The 2,676-nt window shown below is 69.1% G+C and carries 4 protein-coding genes and 1 pseudogene; 3 read left to right on the plus strand and 2 right to left on the minus strand.

Annotation, left to right across the window (positions count from 1 at the left end; translation table 11 throughout):
- The first annotated feature begins 32 nt into the window (after positions 1–32).
- The 3 genes from ACLN58_RS20655 (at position 33) to ACLN58_RS20665 (ending at position 1,654) form a co-directional block, all read left to right on the plus strand.
- Complete coding sequence (locus tag ACLN58_RS20655) at positions 33–434, plus strand: YccF domain-containing protein (RefSeq protein ID WP_415857108.1); 402 nt, start codon at positions 33–35, stop codon at positions 432–434.
- 113 nt (positions 435–547) lie between these two features.
- Positions 548–1,111, plus strand: coding sequence for a YceI family protein (locus ACLN58_RS20660; RefSeq protein WP_415857105.1), 564 nt, complete (start codon positions 548–550; stop codon positions 1,109–1,111).
- A 6-nt stretch (positions 1,112–1,117) separates the two neighbouring features.
- Positions 1,118–1,654 (plus strand): 2'-5' RNA ligase family protein, encoded by a 537-nt coding sequence (locus ACLN58_RS20665; protein WP_415857106.1) that lies wholly within the window; start codon positions 1,118–1,120, stop codon positions 1,652–1,654.
- A gap of 23 nt (positions 1,655–1,677) precedes the next feature.
- Here ACLN58_RS20665 and ACLN58_RS20670 read toward each other — a convergent pair whose 3' ends face one another.
- Both ACLN58_RS20670 and ACLN58_RS20675 read right to left on the minus strand, forming a co-directional pair.
- Positions 1,678–1,950, minus strand: a complete 273-nt coding sequence (locus tag ACLN58_RS20670; RefSeq protein WP_415857107.1) for a MerR family transcriptional regulator — start codon at positions 1,948–1,950, stop codon at positions 1,678–1,680.
- A 171-nt stretch (positions 1,951–2,121) separates the two neighbouring features.
- Positions 2,122–2,676 (minus strand): annotated as a pseudogene (locus ACLN58_RS20675) (DUF4031 domain-containing protein); the annotation flags it as partial.

The raw sequence follows: 2,676 nt of genomic DNA on the forward strand, positions 1-2,676 counted from the left end.
CCCCGCGGGCCCGGACTTGGCAGACTGGAGCCATGAAGACCCTGCTCAATGTGATCTGGTTCGTCTTCGGGGGCTTTGTGCTCGCCCTCGGCTACTTCCTCGCCGGGATCGTGTGCTGCCTGCTCGTCGTCACGATTCCCTGGGGGATCGCGTCGTTCCGCATCGGCGCCTACGCGCTGTGGCCGTTCGGGCGAACGATCGTGGACAAGCACGAGCACGTGAGCGTCCCGACGGAGATCGGCAACATCATCTGGCTCCTCGTGGCCGGCATCTGGATCGCCATCGGCCATGTGGCCACGGCGATCGCGATGGCGGCCACGATCGTGGGCATCCCGCTCGCGATCGCCAACATCAAGCTCATCCCCGTCTCGCTGTTCCCGCTGGGCAAGCGCATTGTCAGGACGGACAAGCTCTTGGCCAGCTACTCGCGCTGACCGCGGGCGGTCGCCGGCGGCGAACGGGCGCCCAGCGAACGATCGGACAATGCGGTACCTTTTGTGACCGATCCCTCAGCCGCTATAAGTTTGGTTACGTCTAAGGAGGCCACATGCCCGAAATCGATTCCTCTTATGCGGGGGAATGGCGGTTTGACCCTGCCCACACGCGCCTCGGGTTCTCGACCCGTCACGCGATGGTCACGAAGGTCCGCGGATCCTTCAACGATGTTGAGGGAATCATCAACGTCAACGCCGCGGACCCCACTGAGTCGAACGTCAACGTCAAAATTCAGGTCGCGAGCATCGATACGCGCAATGCCCAGCGCGACGAGCACCTTCGCACCAACGACTTCTTCGATGCGCCGCACTATCCCGAGATCACGTTCGTGAGCACGCGCATCGACCAGGTCGAGGAAAACAGCTTCATTGTCAACGGAGATCTGACGATTCGCGGCGTGACCAAGGAGATCGCGGTTCCGCTCGAGTTCGTCGGCGTCGAGCGCGACCCGATGGGCAGCCTGCGGGCCGGCTTCGAGGGCTCGCGCCGGATCGACCGCAAGGACTTCGGCCTCAACTGGAACGTCGCACTCGATTCGGGCGGCGTGCTGGTCTCGGACCGGATCCTGCTCGAGTTCGAGATCTCCTGCATCAAGACCGAGAACCAGCAGAACTAGTCCATCGTGGACGCGAGCGAGGCGCCCGCGGCACCGGAATCCTCCGGGCCGCAGGGCGCCTTCGTCGTTGTGGCGTTCGTCGAGCGGACGCCGGTGGGTGAGCCGTTCAGCAAACACCGCTGGCCCCTGCACGTGACGCTCCTCCGCTTCGACGCCCCGTACGAGGCCGCCCTCGCCGCCGTGGGCCGGGCCTTCGAGGCGCACGACGGCGGGATCGGCGTCCGGATCGGGGGCGACGCCCACTTCGGCTACCGCGGGCGCGTCCGCGTGTCGCTCGTCGAACCGGAGCCCGCGCTCGACGCTCTGCACGCGCGAGTCCTCGCCGAGGTGGCGGCGGCCGGTGGGCGCGTGCACAGCCCCCAGCACACGGGCCCGGGCTTCAAGCCCCACGTGAGCGTCCAGGGCGAGCGGCGCGTGCACCGCGGCGACCGGGTACGCCTCGACGACTTCGCTCTCGTGGACATGGCGCCCGACGGCGATACCTCCGTCCGCGTCGTCGTCGCCGACTGGGGCGCGGGAGCTACTCGGCCAGGACCGGCATGAAGACCGAGGTCTCCAGCTCGGCCTCAGGCACCTGGCAAGGCGCGGGCGAACTCGGCTGAGCCGCGGGTGGCCAGCAGGGCTCCGATGACGGACACGCCGAAACCCACGTCGTGCAGGCGCCGGATCAGGCTCGCGTCGCCCAGCTGCTTGGGCGAGTACCAGCGATAGCCGCTCGCTGCGTCCACGAGGGCCGGCGTGAGGACCCCGTTGGCGTCGTAATGCCGCAGCATCCTGACGCTGATCCTGCTGAGCGAGGAGAAGCGGCCAATGGGCATGAACCTCGAGGTGTCGGTCACGAGACTGAGTCTGGGGCCTTACACCGTGTGAGAGTCAACAGCGCTTTCCTCGGGTACCCGCGCTCCAGTCCGGTTGATTCGCCCCAATCGGGCCTGAACCGGCGCGTCAGGACGCGACGCGGAAGGTGGGCGCCAAGAAGCGGACAGGAGCACGCGGTGGCAGCGCGTGGCCTACGCCCGCAGCTCCGCGAGCTCGGCCCGGAGGTTCGCGTGGGCCCGCTCGAGCCACAGCCCGCGGGCCGCGGCGGTGTGGAAGAGCGGATCGAGCGCGAGCAGATGTTCGAGGACGCGGGCGCGGCCGGCCCGGAACAGCTCGTCGGGAACGTGCGCATACTCCTCGCGGACCTGCGCCGCGTAGCGTCGATACCCGGCGGGATCGCGGCCCAGGACAGCGAGGTCGGCGTCGCACAGGACCTGCCCCGCGCCGTCGTCTGGTGCCGGGGAGTGGCCCGCGGTGAGCCGCACGAGCCGGGCGACCTCGGCGACCTCGCCCCGCCCAAGCCCTGCCGCCTCGAGCCGTGCCTCGGCGAGCTGGGCCGAGTCCTCCTCGTCGCGCCCGGCCGCCCCCGCGTACACGGCGTCGTGGAACCAGGCGGCGAGGACGACGGCGCGCGGTGCGGTGCCGCCGTCGGCAATCTTCTCCAGGGCGGTCAGGACGGCGAGGAGGTGGGCGGGCGTGTGGTACCGGCGGTGGGGCTCGGACCAGCGCTCCACGAGCTCCTGCCC

The sequence above is a fragment of the Sinomonas sp. G460-2 genome (genome assembly GCF_047759905.1).
Classification (GTDB): Bacteria; Actinomycetota; Actinomycetes; order Actinomycetales; family Micrococcaceae; genus Sinomonas.

Coding starts and splice junctions, on each gene's coding strand:
- ACLN58_RS20655 (WP_415857108.1), top strand. CDS start 33: ATGAAGACCCTGCTCAATGTGATCTGGTTCGTCTTCGGGGGCTTTGTG.
- ACLN58_RS20660 (WP_415857105.1), top strand. CDS start 548: ATGCCCGAAATCGATTCCTCTTATGCGGGGGAATGGCGGTTTGACCCT.